This is a genomic window from Pedobacter sp. Bi126, from assembly GCF_918698245.1.
Taxonomy (GTDB): Bacteria; Bacteroidota; Bacteroidia; order Sphingobacteriales; family Sphingobacteriaceae; genus Pedobacter.
The window spans coordinates 79,261-105,682 of sequence record NZ_CAKKMS010000009.1 but is presented as its reverse complement, the minus strand read 5'-3'; the positions used below and the strand labels follow the sequence as shown (position 1 = coordinate 105,682).

Annotated in this window: 15 protein-coding genes; 5 read left to right on the top strand and 10 right to left on the bottom strand. The window is 40.7% G+C overall.

Annotation, left to right across the window (positions count from 1 at the left end; translation table 11 throughout):
• Positions 1 to 107: 107 nt before the first annotated feature.
• Complete coding sequence (locus LQ201_RS24050) at positions 108 to 488, bottom strand: glyoxalase/bleomycin resistance/extradiol dioxygenase family protein (RefSeq protein ID WP_230146706.1); 381 nt, start codon at positions 486 to 488, stop codon at positions 108 to 110.
• 226 nt (positions 489 to 714) lie between these two features.
• Between LQ201_RS24050 and LQ201_RS24045 the strand changes: the two genes are divergently transcribed.
• Both LQ201_RS24045 and LQ201_RS24040 read left to right on the top strand, forming a co-directional pair.
• Entirely contained in the window at positions 715 to 1,617 is a 903-nt protein-coding gene (locus tag LQ201_RS24045) for an SDR family oxidoreductase (protein ID WP_230146205.1), read from the top strand.
• A 43-nt stretch (positions 1,618 to 1,660) separates the two neighbouring features.
• Positions 1,661 to 2,575: an AraC family transcriptional regulator gene (locus LQ201_RS24040; protein WP_230146204.1), complete on the top strand. Its 915-nt coding sequence runs from the start codon at positions 1,661 to 1,663 to the stop codon at positions 2,573 to 2,575.
• A gap of 397 nt (positions 2,576 to 2,972) precedes the next feature.
• Here the strand turns inward: LQ201_RS24040 and LQ201_RS24035 are convergent, their stop codons facing one another.
• The 4 genes from LQ201_RS24035 to LQ201_RS24020 form a co-directional block, all read right to left on the bottom strand.
• Positions 2,973 to 4,079: a glycoside hydrolase family 105 protein gene (locus tag LQ201_RS24035; protein ID WP_230146203.1), complete on the bottom strand. Its 1,107-nt coding sequence runs from the start codon at positions 4,077 to 4,079 to the stop codon at positions 2,973 to 2,975.
• Between the two features lie 197 nt (positions 4,080 to 4,276).
• Positions 4,277 to 5,947, bottom strand: coding sequence for a RagB/SusD family nutrient uptake outer membrane protein (locus tag LQ201_RS24030; RefSeq protein WP_230146202.1), 1,671 nt, complete (start codon positions 5,945 to 5,947; stop codon positions 4,277 to 4,279).
• Between the two features lie 10 nt (positions 5,948 to 5,957).
• Positions 5,958 to 9,023: a TonB-dependent receptor gene (locus tag LQ201_RS24025; RefSeq protein ID WP_230146201.1), complete on the bottom strand. Its 3,066-nt coding sequence runs from the start codon at positions 9,021 to 9,023 to the stop codon at positions 5,958 to 5,960.
• Between the two features lie 216 nt (positions 9,024 to 9,239).
• On the bottom strand, positions 9,240 to 10,814 hold the full coding sequence (locus tag LQ201_RS24020; protein WP_230146200.1) for a family 43 glycosylhydrolase: 1,575 nt from the start codon (positions 10,812 to 10,814) through the stop codon (positions 9,240 to 9,242).
• 272 nt (positions 10,815 to 11,086) lie between these two features.
• On the opposite strand from LQ201_RS24020, the gene LQ201_RS24015 reads away from it, so the two are divergent.
• A complete protein-coding gene (locus LQ201_RS24015; RefSeq protein WP_230146199.1) occupies positions 11,087 to 14,269 on the top strand; it encodes a two-component regulator propeller domain-containing protein in 3,183 nt (1,060 codons plus the stop codon).
• Between the two features lie 2 nt (positions 14,270 to 14,271).
• Positions 14,272 to 15,054: a DNA-binding response regulator gene (locus LQ201_RS24010; protein ID WP_230146198.1), complete on the top strand. Its 783-nt coding sequence runs from the start codon at positions 14,272 to 14,274 to the stop codon at positions 15,052 to 15,054.
• A 55-nt stretch (positions 15,055 to 15,109) separates the two neighbouring features.
• Here LQ201_RS24010 and LQ201_RS24005 read toward each other — a convergent pair whose 3' ends face one another.
• Positions 15,110 to 16,465 carry a Gfo/Idh/MocA family protein gene (locus LQ201_RS24005; protein ID WP_230146251.1) on the bottom strand — a complete coding sequence of 452 codons (1,356 nt, stop codon included), beginning with the start codon at positions 16,463 to 16,465 and terminating at the stop codon, positions 15,110 to 15,112.
• An 8-nt stretch (positions 16,466 to 16,473) separates the two neighbouring features.
• On the bottom strand, positions 16,474 to 17,211 hold the full coding sequence (locus tag LQ201_RS24000) for a DUF1080 domain-containing protein (protein ID WP_230146197.1): 738 nt from the start codon (positions 17,209 to 17,211) through the stop codon (positions 16,474 to 16,476).
• Between the two features lie 524 nt (positions 17,212 to 17,735).
• Between LQ201_RS24000 and LQ201_RS23995 the strand changes: the two genes are divergently transcribed.
• Complete coding sequence (locus LQ201_RS23995) at positions 17,736 to 19,466, top strand: glycoside hydrolase family 43 protein (protein WP_230146196.1); 1,731 nt, start codon at positions 17,736 to 17,738, stop codon at positions 19,464 to 19,466.
• A gap of 765 nt (positions 19,467 to 20,231) precedes the next feature.
• On the opposite strand, the gene LQ201_RS23990 is transcribed toward LQ201_RS23995, so the two are convergent.
• Genes LQ201_RS23990 through LQ201_RS23980 form a run of 3 tightly spaced genes read right to left on the bottom strand, consistent with a single transcriptional unit; the run spans position 20,232 to position 26,422 of the window.
• On the bottom strand, positions 20,232 to 21,233 hold the full coding sequence (locus LQ201_RS23990) for a DUF4973 domain-containing protein (protein WP_230146195.1): 1,002 nt from the start codon (positions 21,231 to 21,233) through the stop codon (positions 20,232 to 20,234).
• A gap of 20 nt (positions 21,234 to 21,253) precedes the next feature.
• A complete protein-coding gene (locus tag LQ201_RS23985; protein ID WP_230146194.1) occupies positions 21,254 to 23,332 on the bottom strand; it encodes a RagB/SusD family nutrient uptake outer membrane protein in 2,079 nt (692 codons plus the stop codon).
• Positions 23,333 to 23,344: 12 nt separating this feature from the next.
• Positions 23,345 to 26,422: a TonB-dependent receptor gene (locus LQ201_RS23980; RefSeq protein ID WP_230146705.1), complete on the bottom strand. Its 3,078-nt coding sequence runs from the start codon at positions 26,420 to 26,422 to the stop codon at positions 23,345 to 23,347.

Here is a 26,422-nt window from a genome sequence, read left to right as displayed (position 1 = left end):
CTAATATGTATATTGTAAAATTAGAAGCCAAACATGAACAAACCATGAAGCCCTGGCGCTGCGTTAATGGTAATGAAGATTGAACTGCTTGTATCGGATAGCTTATTTTATAAGAATTTCTTTTTCGCTTGGTCACTTACGGGAGTGAAAAAATTAATCAAATTACCGTCTGGGTCTCGAAATAGTAAAGAACGATTACCCCAAGGCATTGTTGTCGGTTTCTGAACAATGTCGCCAGTTAAATCTTTAATCCTTTCGTAATCATCATCTACATTCTCAACAAGAAACTCAATGATAATACTTTTGTTATTTCCAGGTTGCGCAACACCTTCTCCGAAGAAAGCCAATGTTCGTGTACTTCCAATTGCCAAAGTAAAAGACTCCAATTTAACCTCCGCAAAGTCATCTGTTGCCCATTCGGCCGTTGTTCCTGTTGCATCCTCAAAAAACTGAACTAATCGTCTTATGTCAGCTGTAATGATTCTCATTGATACTAAATTTGATTTACTCATCCTTCTTTTTGTTTTTAAATTAATATTAGCAAAAGTGCAATGGCATGATGACAACAGTATGTCATTGCATGAAAAATTCACAGGCTAATCCATCTGGAATTCAGAAAGTCATCTAATTAAATTTTCGGCTACAAGAAAGTATTTTTCGGCTACAAGAGTACAGAAACGAAATCTGAACTTTGCTTCATTAAATTATATCAAAATGAAAGTATTTGTTACAGGCGCTACAGGTTTCGTAGGAACTGCCGTAGTACAGGAATTATTAGCCAATGGACACCAGGTTTTGGGATTGGCCCGTTCGCAAGAATCAGTAAACAAATTAATTGCAGCCGGCGCAGAAGTACACCGCGGAGATCTAAACGATTTTGAAAGTTTGAAATCAGGAGCTATCGCTTCAGATGCAGTGATTCATTTAGGATTTGTCCACGATTTTACCAGATTCGAGGAAATGTGTAAACTCGATGGAAAAGTAATTGAAACAATAGGCGAAGCTTTATTGGGAACAGACAAATCTTTTCTCATTACTTCAGGAACTGCACTTTTTTCAAAAGACGGAATCACAACCGAAAAAGATCGCTTTGCAAACAATCCGCATCCCAGAATTGCGACAGAAAATGCAGCCGATGCCGTAGCTGCAAAAGGTGTGAAAGTTGCCGTAGTAAGACTCTCTCCATCTGTTCACGGTAAAGGAGATGTAATTGGTTTTGTTCCGACCTTAATTAATATTGCAAAAGAAAAAAGAAAGGCTGCAATTATTGATGATGGCCATAATTTCTGGCCTGCTGTCCACAGACTTGATGCAGCAGAACTGTACCGGTTAGCTTTGGAAAAACCTTTCATCAGCGGAACGAGATATCACGCAGTTGCAGAACAGGGAATTCCGTTTAAAGACATTACAACTTTTATTGCAGAAAAATTGCAGATTCCAATTGTTTCCCTAACAAACGATGAAGCAGCAGCACATTTCGGCTGGTTTGCACATTTTGCAAAGCTTAATAACCTCACTTCAAGTGAAGCAACTAAGACAACATTAGGTTGGGATCCTCAACACCCAACATTGATGGAAGATTTGCAAAATGATGTTTATTTCTCTGAGGTAAAATAGTCTGTACCTTTATATTCATTAAATTTGATTAAACAATAAACGGATGTCTGATTCGCCAATAAGAATAAAAACCATCTCTCAGTTCCATACTTTACGTGGCTTGCCAAAGCCAAAACATCCGCTCATCAGTGTGATTAATTTTGAAGATATGGCGCCGGCTTTGGAAAATGGAAAGCAGCGTTTGATGTTTGATTTTTATATGATTTCTGTCAAGAGAGATATGAATCATAAATATAGATATGGGCAGCAGGATTACGATTTTGATGAAGGCGTGATGTTCTGTATGGCTCCACATCAGATTCTGAGCGTCATACGAGAAGAAAAGGGCAAAAATCCGTCAGGATGGATGATGATGATTCATCCGGATTTTCTTTGGAATACGCCATTGGCAAGCGCAATCAAGAAATATGAATTCTTTGATTATTCTGTCAATGAAGCATTATTTTTATCCGAAGATGAAGAAATAAAAATCCAGCAAATCACTGATAATATCAAGCAGGAATATCAAACCAACATTGATAAATTCAGTCAGAGCATTATTATTTCTCAGTTGGAAACGCTTTTGAATTATTCTGAAAGGTTTTATCAGCGACAGTTTATTACGCGTCACAAAGTGCATCATCAATTTTTAGAACGACTGGAAATTCTGCTCAAAGATTATTTCGAAGGAAATAACCTCAAAGAACAAGGTTTGCCGAGTGTTCAGTTTCTTTCAGACAGATTCAACATGTCGAAATACTATATGCGGAGTCTTTTAAAAACTTTAACCGGACAAACCACACAACAGCACATCCACGAAAAGCTGATTGAAAAAGCCAAAGAAAAACTCTCAACAACTGAACTTTCAGTGAGTGAAATTGCTTATGAATTGGGGTTTGAGCATTCTCAGTCTTTTAGCAAATTATTTAAAGCTAAAACGGATATTTCGCCTCTGGAATTCAGGAAGTTGTTAAATTGAAATTATTCGAAAGTTATTCTAAGTGTTATTAATTTCAAACATTACCAAAGTGATGTTTTATTTTTTGGTATTTAGTGGCTTTTTTAACCAAATAACGCATATGTGAAAATTCTTCACGAAAATACCAATCTTACTTCTTCCCGGCTTTAATGGCTGTATCGTCATTCACTATTTTGCCATGAGTGCGCTAAGCTTCAATTTTGATCATGAGTTGGGACTACTGCTTAATTTTAAAGATAACCTGGGGACAATGCCCCAGGATTATCACCGTGTGCACTCGCCATTACTATGAGATCTGCCGGCGTTATACCAAATACGGCACACGAAAGATCATTTTTTTTATACAGATGATTGCCTGATTATAAACTATCAAAATTATTTACATTGCTACCATAGTTTACTTTTCCAACAGTGCAAAAACGCACCATAGGTATGGAGATTGTCCGTGCGAGTCGCCAACATTCCGTGGACGGTCGTAATAATACTGTTTATCGTTCTTCTTATTTGTTCCAACGCAAACTTCTGCCACATCCCCTTTTTCGTTGATGTACGGCACCAATGCCAGCCAGGCTTTCCGCGCCACAGGAGCATATTCCTGTTTATCTAACCAGCCATGTTTTACCCCACTAATCAGCGCATAGGTAAACATCGCCGATCCTGATGTTTCGGCCCAACAGTCTGGCTCATCAATCAGCTGGTTCCACATTCCGCTTGGTCTTTGGTAATCTTTCAGGCTTTTCATCATTGTTTCATAGCCTTTAAGTATACGTGGACGGTCTTTATTATCTTTGGGTAACAACCGCAAAAGCTCCGTCATGCCTGCAGCCATCCAACCATTGCCGCGCCCCCAATAAAACGGCACATCAGGTGCATGATAGAAAAGACCGTTAGGCCGCTGTAATTCATCCAGATAAAGCACCATTTCTTTAGCCGCACGATCGATATATTTTTTATCACCGGTAGCTTTGTAAGCCTGGGTCTGAACGATCGTGATCATATACATATCGTCAATCCACAAACGGGTTTGCCATGAAAAACCTTTATCAGCCCATTCCTTTTGCTGTAAACTTGCTTTCTGCGGAACCGCCCATTGGCTATCTGCATACGGCATGCCTAACTCAAAATATTTTTTATCTTTGGTAATCTGATACAATTCCAAAGGAAGGCTGCCAAACATATTCAAATCAACATGGTTCATAATTGGCAATAGTTGCTTTTCCTGTGAAGTTAGTTTCTCAAACCTTTCTTCCAGGTGCGACAAGAGCGCTTTGTCTTTTGTTAATTTAGCATATTTAAGTGCTCCGGTCCAATTGAAAGTTTCGGGATAGCTGATCCATTTCCCCGCGTGGAGCATATGTTTTTTGTCAAGAAAGCGGTAAGCTAATCGTTTCCCTACTTCTTTCGGACCAAATCCCTGAGGAAAATCTTTTAGCAGATTGTTCTGCGCAAACAGGAACTGGGATGAAGTTAAAAGGACAAATAAGGCAATTAATTTTCTACACATATAAATTATAATTTGGTTTAAAGTCTTTTTGATTACAGGAAAAATTTCTCAACTTAGGCTGTATGCTAATGGCCATTACACGATACTATAGCCTAAAAAGATCAGTTAGGACTTCTATTTTTTTACTATTTTTCCGATCATTTTTTCCATACTGTCACCTTTAAAGACAGCTTTTACCTGTAGTAATTATCCTGCGGCTAATAACCCGGGTTTTGCTCCAATTTTGCACCATTATTTCGTTCAATTTCGGAAGCGGGGATTGGCCACAGGTTATAGGTGGTTAAAACATCGTTGTAATAAGGATTACATTTTTTTACACGATCGTAAACCAGTCCCAGCCTCATCAAGGTTATCCGTCTTTTTTCTTCGGAGCCCAGTTCGCGCATACGCTCGTCCAAAATGTAATCCATATTTACATTAGTAGGCAATACAGCCGATGCATTTGATCTGCTGCGTACCACATTGATATCTGCAGCTGCTTTATCCAACTGATTTAAGCCAAAATAAGCTTCGGCTCTTAAAAGATAAGTTTCTGCCAATCGGAACATATACTGATCGGCATAAGTCCCCCCAGCACTTGCCTTAAGCAACAGCTGTGATTTATCCTGGAACATGCCATCAGGATGATCGCCTGGCGTGGTTACTTTTGATTGAAAGGCATAGAAATCTCTTCTTGGTACAGTTATACCCGCAGGTGGATTAATGGTAGATATGGTTTGACCAAAACGTGGGTGTGCAGGATTGGTTACTTTAAATTCGCGTACAAAATTAAAGGGTGCATTCCTAAGGTCGTTATTAAAATCGCTTTGCCATATTACATCCGAAAAATATTTGGTCGGTATGGCCCAACCGATCCCCCTGCCACCAGTATAATCGCTAATTGGATACAGAAATGGCTGAATACTGCTACCAGAGAGTCTAAAGTTTAGAAATTGTGGTGCAAAATGTCTTTCCATTTGATAAGAACCGCTGATACCTGTAGAAACGGCACCACCGCCCGGAACATCGGTTTCAAACTGGATTACCCAAAGACTTTCTTTATTGGTACCATTTTTTCTATTTTGGTTCCCTCTCTGAAAAAGATCCCAATACACATTTTTTGTGGCATCTGATGCTTTAACTCCAAATCTGGTGGTCATTAGGCCAACATTGGGATTACTGATTACAGTAGACGCAGCATCTGCCGCATTTTGAAACTGCCCTGCAGCCAGGTATACTTCTGATAAAAGATGATACGCTGCAAGGTTGTTTACCTCTCCATCCTGCACCAGATTAATGGCCGGCAAATTTAACGATGCAAATTTGAGGTCGCTGATAGCCTGCTCCAGTACTTCGGTTTTGGGTGCCCTTACATAATCTGTTTTGGGCGATACCACTTCTGTTGTATTTAAGGGTACACCGCCATATAGATAGGCAAGGGTACGAAAGGCCATACCCCTGAAAAACTTCGCTCTCGCTTCCATTAGTGTCCTATCGGTTGGTGCCAGTTCAGAAGCTGAGATTCGTCCGATAATGGTATTGGATTCTGCAATAATCTTGTATAGTGAAGTCCAGTGGATCAAAGGGATTTCGGTGCTCAATGGCGAATAGGCGGCAACCATATTAGTGTGCCTCGTGGTAGCCGGCTGACCATCAAAAACCAGATCGCAACCAAATACATAATCGAATGGCCTTTGCTCTCCACTGTTATAAAACTCGCTTCTTACGCGGCTATACAAATTGTTAACTGCAGCATCAAAATCTTTAACAGTGGTGTAGGCATTGGTTGTACTTAAGAAATCGAGCGGTTCTTCATCCAAAAAAGATTTCTTGCAGGAGAAAAACAGGATAGTAGTTGCAGCTATAATGGTAAAGGTTATCTTTTTCATCGCTTTTAGTTTAAAATGTAACATTAAGGCCTACAGAATATCCTTTAAATACAGGCCTTCCGTCGTTGGTTAATCCTTGATTGGTTTCTGGGTCCCAACCGTCCCACTTGGTCCATGTAGCCAGGTTTCTTCCACTTACAAATACATTTAGGTTTTGTAGTTTCATACGCTCAATCAGTTTTCCGCTAAATTTATAGGAGAGCGATACATCCTGTAAGCGCACAAAACTTCGGTTTTGAAAAAGTGGCGGATTTAAGGTTGCCGAAACGATAGAACGGGGATATTTACCATCGGGATGATCAGGCGACCAAAAGTCTATTCCACTGAGGTAATTGTTCCTGATGGAGTTATCATCTCTGATGAGCCTTGGGGTATTGCCGGCGAGATAAGATTTATCGCCGCCCTGCACTGAATTTAAAAATATACTCAAGGTAAAATTCTTATATTGAAAATTATTCAGCAAACTGATCCTGAAGGCCGGAGCTGATGACCCTAAAACAGTTCTATCGCTGGCATTGATTGCCCCATCGCCATTTTGATCTACAATGCGGTAGGTCCCTGGTGAATAGCCCGTTGGGATCTGCTCCCCAACCTGCCAAATTCCATTTACCTGATAGTCGTAAATTACGGCGGTAGGCTGCCCAATGAAAAGGCCACTTTGCGGAAGATCATCTTCAACTCCATCGCCATTAAGATCACCCAAAAGTTTAACCACCTTGTTCACGTTTCTGGCAAAATTTAAGGCAGAAGTCCATTTGAATTCGCCACTATTGATATTTTTCGAGTTTAAAGAAAGTTCAAGTCCTTTGTTGTTCAGTTGCCCAATATTGGTGAGGATATTACTGAAACCCGTAACCACTGGGATATTAACCGAATATAAAAGATCGGTTGTTTTGGTATCGTAATATTCAATTACACCCGATAGCCTATTTTTGAAAAGGGTAAATTCCAAACCCAGATTTGCACCTGTGGTACGCTCCCATCTTAAATCTGGATTAGACAATGAATTTACCTGTTGACCAAACTGCGTAGAACCGCCATCACCAAAAACATAAGCAGCACTCACGCCTACATTGGCCAATGAAGAATATCTTGTGGTTTGATTTCCGGCAACACCATAGCCTACCCTTAATTTAAGGTTATCTACCCAATTAACTTTAAAAAACGATTCTTTCGAAATATCCCAACCTGCTGATATTGATGGAAAAATTCCGTATTTGTTATTTTCTGCAAAGCCAGAAAATCCATCCCTCCTAAGTGTACCGGTAAACAGGTATTTACTTTCGTAATTGTAGTTTAAACGGAACATCTGATAATTAAGGGTTTCTTTCCAGGCATTGGATATCGCAAACCGGTTAGTGCCCTGCTGTAGGTTGTCATAACCGAGGGTCAACCTCGAAAAACCTGTTGAATAAGCCCTGGTATAGCTATTATCGCGTTCAATGGCACCATATAGTAAAGTTCCGGTAAAGCTATGCTTGCCAATAATTTTATTATAAGTTAAAAGGTTATCAAAGGTATAATCGTAATAAGTGGTATTTTCTTTTGAAGCCTGCCCGGTAAGGTTAGCATCGTACATATTTGAAATGTTTTTAAAATCGAGACGGTAATTGTTACCGAAACTAATTTTATAGCTCAAACCTTTAACAGGCAGTTGTACATTGCCGTAAACATTGGCAAAGAAATAATTGTGGCGGTCGTAATCATCAGCTTGGTAATTTAACAGCGGATTGGTTACATTCGTATTAAAAGGATTGATTTTCAGGTTTCCGTTATTATCCCAGGGAAGGATTAATGGCGACATTAAATTGATATCTACGAAATTTGGCTCTACCCCATCCTCATTTACAAAGGTCGCGAACGATTGCAGGCCAATGGTAAGCCAATCTGTTGCTTTGGTTTCGATGTTTGCCCTGATGGTTTTTCTTTTAAAAACATCGTTATTGATAAAACCCGAATTTCTGGTTAAACTGCCTGATAAAAGGTAATTGATCTTATCGGTTCCACCCGAAACACTAAGCTGGTTATCTACAATTGCTCCCGTTTTGGTGGCTTCATCATACCAGCTAAAATCATTCGGCAGCAGGTTTCCCTGCACATCCTTCATCGATGCGTCAACTTTGCTTACCAGATCGAATGCCGGATTTGGTTGTGTAAAGCCAGGAGCAAGAAAGGCTTGGTCATAGTATAAATATTTAATATGATCCAAATATTCATCCCTGGCCATTGGTTTTAAATCGATATTTGGTTTTTGGGTAGCATATTGAGAAGAAAAAGAAATTCTGGTTCTACCAATAGCACCTTTTCTACTGGTAATGAGGATAACACCATTTGCCGCCTGTGCGCCATATACTGCCGTAGCACTTGCATCTTTTAGTACATCTATCGTGGCAATATCATCAGGATTAATAGAAGTTAAGGAACCATTGTATTGTACCCCATCCAAAATAATCAGTACATTTTGGTTGCCACCCAACGTATTTTGTCCCCTGATGCTAATACCTGGTGTTGCACCAGCGCGGTTAACCTGCCCCACATTTAAACCCGGAACCGTTCCCTGTAAAAGGTTGGCCACGTTAGTGGTGGGTGCATTCCTAAAATCATCGAGATTTGCCCTCACTACCGATCCCGTCACATCAGCCTTTTTCTGGGTACCATACCCCACCACCACCACCTCATCCAAGTTGGCTTGTGAAGATTTTAAAATAACATTAATGTTTTTAAGACTGCCTACGGTTACTTCCTGTGCATCATAACCGATATAAGAAAACAAAAGAACGGTTTGCTCATTGGCTACATTGATCTTATAAACACCATTTTCGTCGGTTACAGCTGCCGTTTTACCATTTTTCACCTTAACAGAAACACCTGGTATCGGCGATTTTGTTTTTTCGTCTATTACTTTACCAGTTATACCAATATCGGCCTGGCCAATGTCTGTAAACCAAATATTTTTACTTAGTATCGAAGCTACATCACCTTTATTATTGGCATTTGCTGTTGTAGAAATGGCCAATGTCACGACCTGTAAAAAAGTTACGGCTATAATTCTTTTGGGTAGAACTTTATATTTCATATTTGGTTAGGTTATTATATGTGGAAACCTTAGGGTTAAATCGACATTAAACGGCAAAGTGAAATTTGCAAAGCCGCCAATGTTTTATATTTGGTTTCCTGTATCAAAGTAAAAAAATGCTAGCCGTATAAACTGTTCATTCCTTTGTCGTTTTATCTCAAATTGATCTTTATGGTTATATTTCGAGAAACTTATACCCCATTTAGCCCGATACCATTATTCTCCAACAGGCACCGGAATACTAACTCCTGTTGCAACGGCAGTTCCAAAATTTGGCGAGCCGTCTGCATTCCAGGTCAACTTCTGCATCCGTGGCGTTCTGGATCCATTGGTGGTATTGGCAACACTCCGGGCATGGTAAATAAACCAGTTTTCGCTGTGCAACACCCCATTTGGATCGGTATAGCTACTGGTAAAAAATCCGTTATGGCCAGGTCCATAAACCCCATTGGCATCACTTTTAACAAACACCTGCTTTTTATTGATCCAATCGGCAGGTAGCATGGGGTCGCCACCATCTTTTAACTGTATCTGTGCCAAACAATAATTATCGCTGCTGTATCTACTGGCAGAATAAATAATAAAAACCGGACTGTTGGCATCTTTTCTGAGCATAATCGGCCCCTCGTTAACCCCCGCACCCAATGAGCCGCTTGGTTCGTATTTTTCCCAATTGTTGGTTGGTGATGATATTTTTACCCTATCACTACTAATTGTCCATGGGTTAGCCATCTGCGCGATGTAGATATACTGTTTGTACTTGGTGGCCACATTTTCCCATCCCGACCAAATAAAATAGTTTGTAGTGCCTATGGTTAATACCGAACCATCAATAGCCCATTGATCGCTCGGATCGCTTATTTTCCCTTTAAAAGTCCATGTACCGGTGGTAGGGTCGGCATTAGCGTTTTCCAGCACAAACATGCGGTGGCTAACGTCGCCCCCATCATTTGCCGCAAAGTACAGATACCATTTACCAGAAAGGAAATGTAATTCGGGCGCCCAGATGTTAGAAGAATAAGCAGCACCGGCCGGAGGTGTCCAAACCACAGTTTCTACTGCTGTAGATAACAACGACATTGATCTGGTTTTTCTAAGTCCGATATTATTGCCCCGTGTATACATAAAATAATAATAGCCATCTTTTTGGGCAACATAAGGGTCGGCCCTGCTTGCATTGATCAGCGGGTTCTGGAAATTCGTATCATGGAAATTAAACATCCCTTGTGTACCGGTTAGCGTAGTTTTTTGCCTTATTTTAGCACCGGGTGTACTGCTTTCGGGATCAACGGCCATTTTCATCCCTGTGGCTTTGTTGGTAAGGGTATATACATTATTACTACCCGTATAAGTGATGGCCCATTGTTGCGCATCACTGCCATCGTCAGTACCTTGTTGCAGAATAGCGCCAGATGTTGTTGATGGCGATTTTAAACATTTATTGCTGGTGATATTAATCAGTTTGCAATAAGTGGCATCTGTTTTTACCAGTTTCCATTTCTGCCCGTTGTTAGGAAACCATGACCATTGCTGAATGGCTGCATTTTCTGCCGTTGAGTTACCCGTAACCTCCACCACCGGTCCATCGGGTAAGGATGACATTCCACGGATCCGATATGTTGCACCGTCAATTAAGGTGCCTAAAGGCGGTGCAGCAGCAATTACATTTAATGCAGCCAGTTTTTCAACGCTGTTTAGGGCGTCATTTCTATGGGTTGATGGTCCTTTCTGGCAAGAACCTGTTAAAACCACAAATGCGGTTGCCAAATGAATCAATAATTTATTTCTCATAAAAAATAATAAAACTGCAAAGGCATGGTACGCCGATAGAAGAAATTTGCAGCGGGGTTATTAATTTGGTTAATTTCAAATCAAAGTAAAGGAATGATGCCCGTAAAATTTGTTCATCTTTTTGTCGATATGTCTCAAATCATTTCCCAAAAGCCAGACAAACAACTGATAATCAGACTACAACAAAACTACTGTTTAAAACCTGATCATAAGGTGCTAAAACATAGATTACACAACAATCCGATTTATATATATTTGATATTAACTTGAATATGCGGTTTGTATTATTTTTCTTGCTATGGAGTACGTTTTTTGCAGTTTCTACCTGCGAGGGACAATCTTATTATTTTAAGCAATACCAGGCAGATGATGGGTTGGCGCATAATTCGGTAAATACGGTTATACAGGATCAAAAAGGCATGATCTGGGTGGGAACCAGAGGTGGTTTAAACCGTTTTGACGGTTATACGTTTAAAACTTTTAAAAACGAAAAAAGCAGATTCGGAAACATCGGCAACAACATTATTGTTAGCCTTGCAGAAGATAAAAATGGCATGTTATGGGTGGGTACAGGTCGCGGGATTTTTAAATATGACCCCGTTAAAGAAGTATTTACCCCACTTGCACCTGGCTTGAAAAAATACATCAATTCCATTTTAGTAGATCATCAAAACAACCTTTTCTTTTTAGCAAACAGAGTGCTTTTTAAATACGTGCAGAAAGATAACAGGGTAATAGACCTTAAAATAAGTGCAGCCTGCATAGCCATTGATGAGCACAGGAACATTGTAATAGGTAATGATGATGGAGAACTGATAACCTACAATCCTCAGGATGGTTCTAAAACCAGTGTAAAAATAATCGGCCAAAATGTACCTGTAAACCTGCGGTCAATCAGTAAAGTATTTCCAACGGGGAATAATAACATATTGGTAGGGTGCTTTAAAAAGGGCTTAAAAAGCTATAATACCAAAACTGGTGCGATTAAATCATTGATTCTTAAAAACAGTGATAATACCGATATTTATGTACGTGATATTACTGCGGGTGAAAACCACGAATATTGGATTGCCACCGAATCGGGCATTTATATCTACAATTTAGCAACCCATGCCAACATCAACTTGCGCAAACGGCCCGGCGACCCTTATTCTATTCCAGATAATGCCGTTTATACGGTTTGTAAAGATAACGAGGGTGGCATGTGGGCAGGTACTTATTTTGGTGGACTGAGTTATTTCTCGAAAAACAATGCACGGTTTAAAAAATATTATCCATTATTGGGCACCAATTCCATTTCAGGAAATGCGGTAAGGGAAATCTGTCCCGATAACAAAGGCAATTTGTGGATTGGTACTGAAGATGCCGGCGTGAACAAATTCAATCCAAAAACCGGAATATTTACCAATTACACCGCCAATGGTAAAGCAGGCAATTTATCCTACCCCAACATTCATGGTTTACTTGCTTTGGGCAATCAACTGCTGGTGGGCCCATTTTTACACGGGATGGAAATTATGGATATTAACAAGGGAAAAGTCATAGACCGTTTTAAAACCATTGGCGAAGAAAACGAAGAGACCAGCGATTTTGTGCTTTCTATACACCTTGCTAAAGACAGTACAATTTATGTGGGTACCGGATACAATATGGGGTCGGGCCTATTTGTTTTTAATCAAAAGAAAAGAACATTTAAACGGATTACACAAATCCCAGTAAATTCTTATGTTTACGACATTTGGGAAGATAGGTTTGGTAATATTTGGACTGGTAGCGTATCGAGGGGAGCGTTTTATTACCACCCTAAAACCGGTAAACATGGCAATATCACCTTTGGCGACAAGCTTAGCAATAAGAGCGTTCACGAATTTCCGGTATGTGGCATTATTGAAGATAGCAACCATGCCATGTGGTTTACTACCGAAGGCGGTGGACTGATCAGGCTTAGTCCGGACAGGAAAGTTTTGAAAAAATTCACCACCGAAAATGGTCTGCCTACCAATATTCTGTTCCGTGTGCTCGAAGACAGTTCAAAACATTTGTGGATAAGCTCTCTTAAAGGCCTGATCTGTTTTGATATGCAGACCGAAAAGTTTAAAATCTACACCAAATCAAATGGTCTAATTACCGATCAGTTTAACTTCAGTTCAGCTTATAAAGATCCAAATGGCAGAATGTATTTCGGATCGGTAAGGGGAATGATTTCTTTTAACCCAAAAGATTTTGAGCAAAAAGATATCGCACCGCCTACTTTTATCACGGGTTTCCAGATCAACAATAAGGAAGTCCTTCCAAATATTGAAAATAGTCCGCTTAGCAAATCAATTTCCTATACCGATACGATTGTACTTGCCTACAACCAGAACAATTTCAGTATCGAATTTGCGGCACTCAACTACTCCTCGCCCGAAGTGACCAGGTATGAGTATGTAATGAAAGGTGTAGATCAGGCCACCACCTACCTGAATAACAATAGAAAAGCTTATTTTACAGATTTGTCTCCAGGCAGTTACACTTTTCTGGTAAGGGCAAAAAGTAATGTAGAGAGCTGGACTGGAAAAGAGCGCCGCCTTTTTATTAAAATCCTTCCACCATTTTGGAAAAGTATTACGGCGTACATTTGCTACCTGTTGATGATAGCAACCGGCCTTTTTCTGGCTATACGCTATTATCACCGTTATATTGAGCGCAAAAACCTCAATAAATTACAGTTATTCGAACACGAAAAGGAAAAGGAGATTTACCAGGCCAAGATCGAATTTTTCACCAATATTGCGCATGAGATACAAACACCGCTGACCTTGATTTTAGGTCCTGTTGAAATGATGCTGGAAGAGACGAAGGAGCAGCCCATAAAAAGCAGTTTGCTCATGGTCGAAAAAAATGCGAACCGCCTGGCCAAACTGACCAATCAACTGCTTGATTTCCGTAAGACAGAAATGCACCAGTTCGGCTTAAATTTTGTAAATACCGATATCAATAACCTGTTAAAAGAACAGGTGAATGCTTTTGAGCAGGAGGCTCAAAAAAGCAATATCTCACTTGATCTTGAACTGCCCAAAACGCACATCATTGCATTTGCCGATAGAGAGGCATTGATAAAGATTTTTAACAATTTAATCTCGAATGCGATTAAATATGGAACAAGCAAAGCAATTGTTCGGCTCTATACTTCAGGTGAAACAGCAGGCCGTTTTAACGTTACTTTCGCCAATGATGGGAAAGGCATTCCCCAGCAATACCGTGCGCAGATTTTCGAACCGTTTTTCAGGTTATATGGTAAAGATAAACCTGGTACAGGCATTGGGCTTTCGCTGGCAAAATCGTTGGCCGAACTGCATAACGGCTCGCTCACGTTGTTAGAAGGTGATGCTGATAAAGTGGTTTTTGAACTAATTTTGCCTATACATCAAAAATTTGAATTTAAATTGAGTAGTTGGAAAAAGATAAAATAAACATGACTGACAGTATTTTAATTATTGATGATAATGAAGATATTCTTGAGTTTTTAACGCAGGTATTCGGAAACACTTATAAATTGCATTTGGCAATTAACGGAGAAGTTGCGCAGGAAATTCTGGATAAAGAAATCGTAGATCTTATTATTTCCGATATTATGATGCCCGGGATTGATGGTTTTGAACTTTGCAGACTGATCAAATCAAACGTAGAATATTGCCACATCCCCATTATATTATTGACTTCTAAAAACACGTATAAGGCGCACATTGAAGGGCTGGAAGTGGGCGCAGATCTTTATATCAAAAAGCCATTTTCGCCGCAGCTGTTACGTGTGCAGGTGGCCAACCTGCTCCAGAACCGCTTAAAAATTAAAGCCCATTTTGCAAGTGCGCCTTTCGAAGATGTGCGCGTAGTGGCAAACTCAAAAATTGAAGAAGCATTTTTGAAAAGACTGGACGAATATGTGCGTAAAAACATTCAGGATCCCTATCTGGATATCGATCAGCTTGCCGAGCACATGCACATGAGCCGCCCTACCCTTTACCGGAAGATAAAAGCGATTTCTGCCCTATCACCAAAAGAACTGATTGATGTTACCCGCTTAAAAAAGGCCACCAAGCTGATTGCTCAGAACGAATTCAGCTTTTTTGAGATTGCGAAAATGGTGGGTTACAGCTCTCAGAGCCTGTTCAATAAAAATTTTTTAAGGTATTTTAAAGTGACGCCCCAGGAATATATGAATTCGCTCAGTAAGGACACGAAGGGTGAAGAAATTTAAGCAAAATCAAAGATGACCAGATTTAATCCGGCCATCTCTTATCGATTGAAAGCGGTTAATATTTGAATACTTTTCCCTCTACCATAACCTGCTGACGAGTGGCATCAAAGCTTGCTTTTCCACCGGTACGTACCGCGGCATTGGTCATGATATTGGCGATGGAATGCTGATAACCTGCCTCAACGGGCGCATTAGGCTCTTTTCTACTTCGGATGCACTCCAGCCAGTTGCGCATATGGTTAGAACTTAATATGTCGGCACCTGTATTGGCCGATGCTGCTGCAGCTGATGGCGCAGCAAGTTTAATTTCGGGCAATAGGTTCGGCTTCATTTTCATCGCAGCCGCAGCTTTTGCCGTTAAACCTCCATGAGGCGATATGGTATTGGTAATAAGATTTAATTCTCCCCCATTCGAATAGTAGATTTCTGCCGGCCTTTCATCACCGTTATGCATCCTGGAAGTAAATACCACTTGGAAACCTTTAGTCATATCATCTAGCGGGCCATAATCAAAAACAGCTGTAGTGGTATCCCAATTACGGCGACCATCTTTCCATTGATAAATCCCACCGTTTGCAGTAACACTGCGTGGGTGAGAGAGCCCGGTAAACCAATGCACCGTATCAATCTGGTGGCTCATCCACTGTCCGGGCATACCAGAAGAATATGGCCAGAAAAGGCGGTATTCGAGGTATATTCTGGGATCAAAGGCTTCGTATGGCCGATTTAACAAAAAGCGTTTCCAATCGGTATCCTGCTCTTTCAGTTTTGCTACTAAATCGGGCCGGCGCCAGCGGCCAGGCTGATTTACATTCCAGCTCAATTCTACCATGGTAAGATCTCCAAATTTACCCGCTTTGATAAAATCGGCAGCAGCCTGATAATTTTGTCCACTTCGGCGTTGCGAACCAATCTGCAGAATCTGTTTCGAAGACCTTACAGCTTTCAATGCAGCATTGGCATCATCCATGGTTTCGGCAAAAGGTTTTTCGCAATACACATCTTTTTTGTTTTTAACAGCCTCTATGGCGTGCAAGGCATGTGCAAAATCTGGTGTACTGATGATTACGGCATCAAGATCTTTCAATGCATAAAGTTCGTCGTTGTTTTTACAGGCAGTAATGCCATGGCCAATTTTGCTTTTAATGTGTTCAGCACCTAAATCTCGGCGGTAATTCCATAGGTCGGAAAGGGCAACAATATCAAAATTAAGTTCCTTATTATGGTTCAAAAAGCATGGAAACAGCGTATCTTTAAATCGATCGGAAAAACCAACCACACCAACCCTAACCCGATCATTCGCACCAATAATATTCGCGTAACTTTTGGCCGACATTCCGAAAGCACCCACATAAGTTCCCGCTGCAGCAATTGCTGCCTTTTTTATAAAGTCTCTTCTCGATTCTTCCATCATGCTCATTATTTAAGTATTTTGATTTTAATGTTTCTGTACGAAACATTGTTGCCGTGATCCTGGATCAGGATATGTCCCTTTTTAGCTTCTCCAAAGTTTTTCCATGTTTTGTATTTGCTTCCAGCCACCAGTTTTTTAAAATCTTCCGATCCGCGCTCGTATTCCACTACTTTTACGCCGTTTAACCAATGTTCTACATGGTTGTTCGGGTAAACACGAACCTCACCACTATTCCATTCGCCAATTGCTCTAATTACAGAAGCAGGCTTGTTTGATGGAATAAGATCATATAAAGAGGCAAGCTTTCGGTTACCGTTTTTGCCCAGTTTCGCATCTGGATGTTTTTCATCATCCAGTACCTGAAACTCAAGACCGATGCCAGACAGATTGGTTTTTTCTTCTTCAGTTACAAAATATTTTATGCCACTGTTAGCACCTACAGTAAGTTTGAAATCGAATTTTAATATAAAGGCCGAATACTCATCTCTAGTTACAATATCGCCGCCCGAACCTTGCTCTTTTCCATTGGATGCCAATACCGTTAAAATTCCATCTTTCATCTCCCAACCTTTGGCAGGGAACTGTGCTTTAAATATCGCACGCCAACCGCTTGCATCCCTGCCGTTCCATAGCAATTTAAACCCTTCCTTTTTTTCGCTTTTGCTGAGTATATTTTGAGCATAAGTTAGGTTTACGGCAAAAATGCCCAATATTAGCATGTAAATTAACCTGTAGTTTTTCATTGAATTTAATTTATAGTTATTTTATGTGTTTAAAGATTTACGTTTACAATTACTTTTGCGGATGCATAAAGAACAAAAACCACGTAAGTAGAAGCGCTTCATTGATATCCGCTTGCCGGTAGTTATAGCATTTACAATATGATTTGATTTACGGGTTTATAATTGGTTATCATGCCAAAGTAAGCCAATGAACCTTGTAAAATATGTTCAATTTATTGTTGATTTGTCTCATTTTACCTGATCAAAAACTGAAAGGAAAGAAGAATCGCCAGATTAAAAACTTGTTTACAAAAAACATAAGTAAACGAATAAAAACAAGTTAAAACATTAAAAATCAATAATTTAAATATACAAAATAACGGAAAAATGGAGTAAAAAAGAGTAGATTGTACCACAAGGATTGGTAATAAAACATTCATTTATGCGCGGTGCTCCAACTTTGGCTTCCCTTTCTCCCTATGTATAATTGTTTATTTTCGGAAAAATAACCAAATATCAAAAAGACAATTTATACCTTGAAATACATGATCACTTTTCGATTATCTACATTTTTTAAAAAATATGCAATTGGTGTTCAACCAGCAGAAAAAACAAATAAAATAGCTGTAAAAAAGTCCTATAACTTAACAATACAACATTTGGGCACTTGCCTGGTTTATTTACTGATGAGCTTTTGCCTGGTTTCCTGTGGATTAAAAAAAACACAGACCGAAAATCCCAACACTGATGGCGCTGCGCACCTGTTGCTAAACCCTGCCCTACCGGGCGATAATCCGGATCCTTCTATTATCAGGGTTGGCAACGTGTATTACGCCACTTCTACTACAAACGAGTGGGCTCCTTATTTCACCATATATAAATCAACCGACCTTAAAAACTGGAAACTGATCAACCATGTTTTTCCTGATGGATTTAAGGATATGAAAAACCAATGGGGCGAAAATAACTTTTGGGCATCGGAACTGGTTTATGATCAAAAACAGAACCGGATTTATGCCTATTATACAGCCCACAACAAGGAAACAAAAGGTAATCCGGGTTTGCAATGCGGCACAGCCTGGATCGATGCAGATAAAATTGAAAGCGGTAAATTTACCGACAATGGCCCTGTTATTATTGAAGATGATTGTGGCGCAATAGATGCGTTTGAATTACAGCACAATGGCAAAGTTTATGCTTTCTGGAAAAATGACGGTAATGGCTGTGGCAAAGAAAGCTGGATCTGGAAACAGGAAATTAACGATAGCCGGACAAAATTGCTCGGGCAAAAGAGCAAAGTATTCACCAATAGCCAGCCATGGGAAACCGGATTGGTTGAAGGCGCCTGTTTTTTTACCTTAGGAGAATATGTGTACAGCCTATATTCTGTTGGTGGCTGCTGTGATGCAAAATGCAATTACAAAACAGGAATTGCCAGAACGAAAGACCTGAACAGCGGTGTGTGGGAGAAATACAGCAACAACCCGATAATGGTAAGTAACGACAAGTGGAATTGCCCCGGCCATGGCACAGTGGTAAAAACCGCAAACAACAGGCTATTTATGCTATACCACGCATTTAACAAAAGTTATGATGTTTTTGTAGGTAGAGAGGGCATTATAGAAGAATTAATTGTTGGTGCTGATGGCTGGCCTGTATTACATAATGCAACCCTCCCCAACCGGCCAAAGGCCGACCTTAATTTTGTCGACAATTTTGAAAATGATCAAAAACTTGATCTTGCCTGGCAATGGCCTTCTAAATCAACGAGGCCATCGATGTCTTTTGATAAAGGGTTAAAATTAGCAGCATCTGATGAAAACCATGCACTTGGCACCTTTCTGGGCCAGTACATTAAGACTGTAAATTTTAGCATCAGTGCCGAAATAAAGCCCGATGCAGCAAAAACAGGCATTTGCCTGGGCGGTGCCATTTTTAAAAGCAAGTGGCCTGGTGAACTCGGTGGAATAGGCATTACAGTCTCGAAAGAGGGCTTTGCTGTTTTTGATAATTTTGAAGGCGCATATAAGATTCTTAAAACATCAAAAGAAAATTTAGCTGGCCCAGTGCAATTAAAAATGCAGATCAGCAATGATGGGAAACAGATAGAATTTTTCCATAAAAAACAAGGAGCAGAATGGCTTAGTTTTTATCGTATAGATTTTTTAGCAGCCAAATATGTACCTTGGGGAATGGGATACAGGGCTGGTATTGTGGTAAAAGGAGATCGTTCGCAAACAGGCACTTTTAACAGCTTTAGATTAATGAATAATTAATGATGCCATTGAAAGCTGAATTATTTTCCGCTTGGAAATGCGTATATTTAATAATACCATTAAAACTCAATTATTCTATCACTAACAGACTTAAATATAAAGATCGTCATTTCGACCGCAGTGGAGAGATCTTTGTCTATGGCTCGGGCTTGCCTCGGTTAGCCACCGAAGGGCTCTTACTTTTTCCTTGATGAAAAAGTAACAAAAAATCAAGGCTTGGATCTGATGTCGGATAAATTCGTCAAAGCTTTTTTGGTCGCCAGCACAAGCCCCCGATGAAAAATCGGGTAGGGCGTGCTGCCTCAGGGTAGTGATAGGTGAAAGGGCTTGCAAAAGCTTTAACGTTTTCTCCTACCATCATACCCTAGGCCGAATAGCAGGGAGCAGAGGAATATTACGCGTAATTTCAACCGCGATCAATCCGTCCTCTCGACCGAAGCAATGCGAAGTGGATGACGATTCCATTATATAGCTGTCATCCTGAGCCTGTCGAAGGACTTACTTAAATTTCTTGCCCCTCGCTGGCTGCATTTTCAAATTGCCTTTTCAGTTCATTCAATGCTATTATTGAGGCATATGGCAATAAAACTATGATTAAATGATATAGAAAAGCATTGGTCTCTTAACTAAAAAAGGCCGTAACTAAAGGCTACGACCTAATTCTTAATACATGGTTTCTTATATTTCACACGGAGCACACGTGTGCTGGCTGGGTTTAGTGTGTAGAAGTCAAGTTTTAAAAACTTGACTTCTATAAATTACCAACTACCATTGAATCTGTTGATCCTGATCTGGTATCAATGTATTCAGGTCGCGCTGCATGGATAACGTACCATCTACCTTATATTTCAACCTTTGTCCGGGCACTGTAGTGTAATCTTCAAACTCGTATGATAAATAGAGTGTGGTATAAATATGTTTCAGGTATGGAAGTTTTGGATCCCAGGCTTCATCTCTGGTATAATAAGATTGGGCTGTGCCAACTTTAAATTTATTGTTTACGGTATTATCACTCCAGATTTCTAATTTTTTCTTCTGGATATCGATATTCTGATCGGTAAACTTAATAAATACCTTATAGTTTTTGCGGTCCAGGTAATCAATATCCCTAATTCCGGCATACAGAAAAATAGTTTTATCATCCACTACAAAAGTTCGGTGGGTATTTAGGGTTAAGGGCTCAGTATCCCCATCGAGAAATATTTTATACAAAGTACCACCATATTCTCCAGAATAATCATTGAAGGGCGTGATCCGCAGCATAGCTCTACGATAATATTTTTGTGGATTGGCCTGATAATCATAAGCAGGGTCGTTTAAGATCTGTAACGGCAATACCCATTTATCAGATTGATCCAGATCTCCTAAAGTAAAATCGATGGGTACAGTAACCGTGCTCACCCCGGCCGGTACATCTATGGTTTGGGGCATGGTGTAATACTTTTTATCCAATTGTTTAAAATACAGCTCCTGCCTGTGCCCATACTGCTCCTGATTTAATTTTGCCAGCGTATCAGGGTCTAAACCGAGATGTATAGTGCGGTTTTTTAGATTTGGTGTAGAACCACTGATGATAATCGGAAGGTTAAACCTCACCTTTCCGTTGGCATTATAACGTAAATAACTCCAACTTACCCCCTGGGCAGTCGGATTTGATTTAAATGATGCCGTTTGAACAAATTGTTCTTCCTTCCATTCATCATTACATGAAACAAAGCATGCCGATGTTGTTATCAATAAAAATAGAATATATATATACTTCTTCATTTTTTTGCAGATTATGATTGTTATTCAGGATTTGTCCAGCCCGGATTTTGTGTCAGGTATTTGTTGCGTTTCAATTCGTCAAAATGAATTGGCCAAAACCACATTTTGAGCGTAAAAATCGAAGGTAACGATGGCGTTTCAACCACGTTGTGGAAAAGGTCTGCCTGCGCTTTAGTGGCATAGGCATTGTAGCCATAAACCGGGGCCGACTCTTCCGACTGCGCATCGGTCCAACGGCGCAGATCGAAATAGCGGTGCCCTTCGGCAAATAACTCTACCTGGCGTTCTCTTTTCAATTTTATACGAAATCTATTTGGATCGGCATAAACATCTCCCGGATAATCGGCTAATCCAGCACGGATGCGGATCGGCTGGATTCCTCTTTTCATTTCAGAAATGTTCCTTGAAATTACCTGTGTTTTACTTCCGTCCCATGATGGAATATTGTAAGATCCGTTCAGCTCATTTAAGGCTTCTGCATAAATCAGTAATACTTCCGCATAACGGATAGCAGGATCAACTTTTTGCTTCATACGGCTTTGATCATAAGCGGTAACAGCTACATTGCTGATATCGTCTGGGTGTACATATTTTTTAATACCCACCCCCGTACGTGGCCAGTAGGTCGTGTTTTTATAACCATTAGGATCGCCACGGTAGTAGAATATCTGAACATTACTTTTTTCATCTCTTACGCTTTCTGCATTGAGGAGATTCCATGTAGAACCGTTATACGATACTGAAGCATAAAAGCGGGGTTCGCGTTGAACGAACTGTTTATTTACGCCAACGCCCAAAGGTCCTAATTCCGGGTATTTGGTCAGTTCCGTCTGCGTTACAAAACCTGTTGTGCGGGGTTGGGTATTATATCGGCCTTCATAACCCTGTCTGCCGGCATACATGCCGTTCATTCCTGGTATATCGCTACCATCATTCATGGCGTAGGCGTCAACCTGCTTTTGGGTCATGCCATGCGAATTGTAGCCCTTGCCCTCCAGGCGCGGCAACTGATGCAGTACCAAAACATTTATGCCTTCTCCGCCCTGGTTTTGGCCATGAGTGAAAATCAGTTCAGGATTTTGATAGGCAGGAACTGTTCCGTTAAACAAAGCGCGGTACGACTCGTAAGGATCGATATCACTCCAGCCCGAAGGCCAGGCACTATTAGAAAAATTACTATCAAATGGAGGCGTAACAGTTGCCGGATAAGCAGCATCGCCAGTTGTTTTTTTATAAGCAACATACAAACGGTATTGGCCCATATCCATTACATCCTTAGCAGCGGCAGCAGCCCTGGCCCATTTGGATTCATCGTAGGTTCGGGAAAGTAAAGGCTTCCCATCTTTGGTAACCAGTGCCGCAGCTACATCAGCAGGTGCTTTGCCGTTGGCCAGCGGACTTGCGGCATACAAAAGTATCCGGGCACGGAGCGCCAATGCTGCACCACGGGTTGGCCTTGCTATCTGTTGTATCCCTTGCTGAAGTGAAAGTCCTTTGGCGGCTTCTACCAGTTCGTTCGAGAGGTAAACAGCACATTCTTCGTAGGTATTCCGTGGCTGTGCAATTTCATCATACTCTTTAGTGTAATCAATCCCCTCATTGGGTACAATTGGCACCGGGCCGTAGGTACGTAACAATACCCAATAAAAGTAGGCTCTTAAAAACCGTGCCTGCCCCTTAAGGTTTGCAATTTCTTTTGCGGTAAACTGCTTATTGATATCGATATTATTAATAAATATAGAAGCCTGACGGATGCCTTTATAGGCTACATTCCAAATTTCTTTGCTTTCGCCATTCAATCCATTTTCAGTGTATTGTCCGTTTTTCCATCTTTTGTATCCGTCGCTTTCATCACCATAATACATATCATCAGCAAAATTAAAGGGCACATATTTCTTGCTGCTTACATCCTGCATAAAATTACTGCCCAGAAAAGAGTAGGCCTGCGCCAACCATCTGTTTGCATAATCGGTATTGGTAAAAACCTCTTCCGTGGTTAACCGCTCATCGAAGAGGTAATCAGAGTCGAGATATTTTTTACATCCGCCTGCGATTAAAATAATACCTGCAAAAGCTAAAACGATAACTATTTTTTTCATATTCTTCTTTGCTTATAAATTAACTGATACCCCTAATGACATTGTTCTGCTAAGCGGATAAACTTTCCCTGTTGAGCTCCCTAATTCCGGATCCCACAGTTTAAATTTGGTAAATGTGAGCAGATTGGTGCCGATAAAAAAGAAACGTACATTATTGAGGTGAGCCTTGTTTACCAAGGTTTTTGGCAGCGAATAGCCAATATCCAATGTCTTTAAACGCAGGTAAGAACCATCTCTCAGCCAAAAGGTAGATGCCCGATAGTTATTGGCATTTGGCCCATAGGTTAACCGGGGATAATCTGCATTGGGATCTTCATTTTCACCTAATTTCCAGCGGTTGCTACTGGCTACATCACTCAGGATATTTCCCCAATTCTGACCTAAGCTGAACATGTAAACAGACGATCCGTTAATAAAATAAGTAGACTTTCCCACACCCTGAAAATGCACATTGATATCAAGACCTTTCCAGCTCGCCGAGAGCCCGAATCCGTAGGTAAGATTTGGTCTGGTTGTTGCCCCAATAGCTACAATATCATTATCATCGATAATACCATCGCCGTTGATATCCTTGTATTTAATATCGCCCGGCATTACCTCACCAAAAGATTGTTTTGGGCTATTGCGGATATCATCATAATCTTTAAACAGGCCTAAATCCATCAGCCCCCTGGCTTGGTCTACCCGATGGCCTTCCTGAAGCTTGTAAGTGTAAATCGTATTTTCTTCATCTCTTTCCAGTATTTCATTTTTGCTATAAGTAACATTGCCGCGTAAGGTAAGATCTACATTGCTTACCTTTTGTTTATAAGTAAAACTGCCATCAAATCCGGCTGCTTTTACCTCGCCCACGTTGGCAGAAGGATTATTCTCCAAACCTACATACCCGGGCAGAAAATTCCGGCTCATGTAAATTCCATCACGGCGTTCGCGGAAATAATCTACTGATCCGCTAAATTTATCATGGAAGAGTGAATAATCGATTCCCAGATCTTGCTTGGTCGCAATTTCCCAGGTAACATTGGGAGACGCTACTGAAGAATAACGGATACCCGTCCATGGATTTGAAGAATCAAAATCACCGAAATTGTATCCTCCTGCAGCCATCTGCTCTAAAGTATAGAGATAAGGAAACCTGATATCGCCTAAGTTGTCGTTCCCTGTTTTTCCATATGAATAACGCACTTTAAACATATCTACCCATCCCAATTTTTTCACGATAGGTTCCTCCCCGATATTCCATGCTCCGGAGATGGCCGGAAAAAATCCGAATCTGTAGTCTTTGTGGAAATTTTCAGAACCCGTATAACCGAAATTGAAATCAACATAATAGCGCGATTTCCAGTTGTAGTTGGCTCGTCCGGCCAATCCCTGATTCCGTCGTGCAATTCCGTTTTTTAAATCCGAACCGATATTCTGGGTAAATACCTTCGATGCCTGACTATACTTAACCATGGCCCCGAAATTATGGTCGCCTATGTTATTGTTATAATGTGTTTCCCATTCAAAAAACTCACGTTTATCACCGTCCGAACCAGAAGTCTGTGTCATTTTCTGTTCTTCCTTTATGCGTTTAAATACCAGGTTGCCTTCGGTATCGCGGTAGCGGTTGGCGCTCCACAGTTCAGGGAACTTGTAGCGCTTGATATAGTTATTGTTATAAGTATCATAACCAAAGCGGCCAACAAAGCGGAGGCCTTTGGTAATGAAATCCAGACCCTGGTTCAGATTTAATGTGGTTTGGATGTTATTGCTCCAACTTTCGTTGTAACCGGTCATGGTACCCTGTACCCAGGGATTAAAGCGGTCCATATCATTGTCTGGATTGGTATCACCATCATCACTTGCTGGGATCTTCCCATCTGAATATACAAGTGGAGAGGTAATTGCATTGTATCCCATCAGCGCCGTCCATATTGCATCACTGCCTACTCCGGGATCATTTTGTTTCCGTAACGAACCCGAAACACCTACTGTGAGCAACGTAGATTTGGTGATATCCATATCAACGCTTAAGCGATAAGTATACTTGTTAAAACTAGCGTTGGTATTGTAGTCTTTCAACGCATCATCTACTTTATACATCCCCTGCTGATTCTGGTAGCTTCCTGATAAATAATAACGTGCAGTTTTTCCGCCTCCGCTTAAATTGATCATACTGCGCTGGCTCTTTGCTGCATCACGCAACACCACATCCATCCAGTTTACATTGGGGAACAGGTCGGGGTCTAAGCCCAGGCGCAGTATTTCGAGTTCTGGCCTCGAAAAGAGAGGCTCCTGATTTCTAACAATTTTTGCCTCATTGGCCATCGACGCATACGCATAGCCGTCCACAAATTCAGGGAGTTTGGTAAGTGTATTATAAAAGCCTTCTACTTTTGCATTGATATTTACTTTGCCTTCCTTGCCCCGTTTGGTTTTGATTAAAATTACACCGTTTGCACCTCTGCTTCCATAAATAGCCGTTGCTGAAGCGTCTTTTAATACAGAAAAGGATTCCACATCTTCCACATTGATTTCGTTCATGTCACGTTCAAAACCATCAATCAATACCAGCGCTGCATTGCTGGCTCCGAAAGTAGAAATACTGCGCACCCAAAATTCTGAAATGCTGCCCGGGCGCCCTGAGGTTTGCATGGCCTGGATACCTGGTACCACGCCTGCCAGCGCATCTGCCATCGATGTAGAGGGATTAGATTTGAGCCGGTCTACATTTACAGTTGTAATGGCCCCAGTGATGGAGATCTTTTTTTCTGCGCCTGTACCGGTAATTACCACCTCGTTCAATACACTGGCATCTGATTCTTTCAGGCTAACATTTACAACACGCTGCTCTTTTACCAGTACCTCCTGTTTTTCGTAACCCACATAAGTAAATACCAATGTTTGGTAAGGAGGCATTTTGATACTGAATTTCCCGTCACCGTCTGTAATTGCCCCCAGTCCGGGCAGGTTGGCAACAGATATACTTACCCCTGGAATGGGTTGTTTGCCAATGTCGGTTACTGTTCCCTTTACTGTTACCTCCTGTGCGAAAACATTAAGGGAGACACCAATCAGCACCATGCACGTTAGTAAAATAAATCTCAT

What these genes read in the sequence shown, in the direction of transcription:
- LQ201_RS24040 (WP_230146204.1), top strand. Translation starts at nt 1,661, where the DNA reads ATGTCTGATTCGCCAATAAGAATAAAAACCATCTCTCAGTTCCATACT.
- LQ201_RS24020 (WP_230146200.1), bottom strand. Translation starts at nt 10,814, where the DNA reads ATGAGAAATAAATTATTGATTCATTTGGCAACCGCATTTGTGGTTTTA.
- LQ201_RS24010 (WP_230146198.1), top strand. Translation starts at nt 14,272, where the DNA reads ATGACTGACAGTATTTTAATTATTGATGATAATGAAGATATTCTTGAG.
- LQ201_RS24015 (WP_230146199.1), top strand. Translation starts at nt 11,087, where the DNA reads ATGCGGTTTGTATTATTTTTCTTGCTATGGAGTACGTTTTTTGCAGTT.
- LQ201_RS24025 (WP_230146201.1), bottom strand. Translation starts at nt 9,023, where the DNA reads ATGAAATATAAAGTTCTACCCAAAAGAATTATAGCCGTAACTTTTTTA.
- LQ201_RS23990 (WP_230146195.1), bottom strand. Translation starts at nt 21,233, where the DNA reads ATGAAGAAGTATATATATATTCTATTTTTATTGATAACAACATCGGCA.
- LQ201_RS23995 (WP_230146196.1), top strand. Translation starts at nt 17,736, where the DNA reads ATGATCACTTTTCGATTATCTACATTTTTTAAAAAATATGCAATTGGT.
- LQ201_RS24050 (WP_230146706.1), bottom strand. Translation starts at nt 488, where the DNA reads ATGAGAATCATTACAGCTGACATAAGACGATTAGTTCAGTTTTTTGAG.
- LQ201_RS24000 (WP_230146197.1), bottom strand. Translation starts at nt 17,211, where the DNA reads ATGAAAAACTACAGGTTAATTTACATGCTAATATTGGGCATTTTTGCC.
- LQ201_RS23985 (WP_230146194.1), bottom strand. Translation starts at nt 23,332, where the DNA reads ATGAAAAAAATAGTTATCGTTTTAGCTTTTGCAGGTATTATTTTAATC.
- LQ201_RS24035 (WP_230146203.1), bottom strand. Translation starts at nt 4,079, where the DNA reads ATGTGTAGAAAATTAATTGCCTTATTTGTCCTTTTAACTTCATCCCAG.
- LQ201_RS24045 (WP_230146205.1), top strand. Translation starts at nt 715, where the DNA reads ATGAAAGTATTTGTTACAGGCGCTACAGGTTTCGTAGGAACTGCCGTA.
- LQ201_RS24030 (WP_230146202.1), bottom strand. Translation starts at nt 5,947, where the DNA reads ATGAAAAAGATAACCTTTACCATTATAGCTGCAACTACTATCCTGTTT.
- LQ201_RS23980 (WP_230146705.1), bottom strand. Translation starts at nt 26,422, where the DNA reads ATGAGATTTATTTTACTAACGTGCATGGTGCTGATTGGTGTCTCCCTT.
- LQ201_RS24005 (WP_230146251.1), bottom strand. Translation starts at nt 16,465, where the DNA reads ATGGAAGAATCGAGAAGAGACTTTATAAAAAAGGCAGCAATTGCTGCA.